The 517-nt window shown below is 46.2% G+C and carries 2 rRNA genes; both read left to right on the top strand.

The window, feature by feature from the left end:
* A 16S ribosomal RNA gene (locus AM506_RS21930) occupies positions 1 to 186 on the top strand; the annotation flags it as partial.
* A 190-nt stretch (positions 187 to 376) separates the two neighbouring features.
* Positions 377 to 517 (top strand): 23S ribosomal RNA (locus tag AM506_RS21925); the annotation flags it as partial.

The following is a 517-nucleotide window of genomic DNA, read 5'->3' as shown; positions in this document are numbered from 1 at the left end:
ATCAGCATGCCGCGGTGAATACGTTCCCGGGCCTTGTACACACCGCCCGTCACACCACGAGAGTTTGTAACACCCGAAGTCGGTGAGGTAACCTTTTGGAGCCAGCCGCCTAAGGTGGGACAGATGATTGGGGTGAAGTCGTAACAAGGTAGCCGTATCGGAAGGTGCGGCTGGATCACCTCCTTTCTAAGGAAGATTTACTAAAACGTTTGACACGTCGAAGTTTTGTTCAGTTTTGATGGTTCAACCATCAAAACTTTTTGTCTCTTACGAGACAAATGATTGTTCTTTGAAAACTAGATAAAGATAAATTGATAGTCAAGAAATTACCGAGTATCGCCATTTTAGGTTTTAAACCTGATGTAACAACCAATTCGGTTAAGTTATGAAGGGCGCACGGTGGATGCCTTGGCACTAGGAGCCGACGAAGGACGGGACTAACACCGATATGCTTTGGGGAGCTGTAAGTGAGCTTTGATCCAGAGATTTCCGAATGGGGGAACCCATTGTTCGTAAT

Origin of the sequence: Rossellomorea vietnamensis, from assembly GCF_001305855.1 — a bacterium.
GTDB lineage: Bacteria > Bacillota > Bacilli > Bacillales > Bacillaceae_B > Rossellomorea > Rossellomorea vietnamensis_A.
Note: the sequence above shows the minus strand (reverse complement) of the source record. Positions and strands in the feature narration are given on the sequence as shown.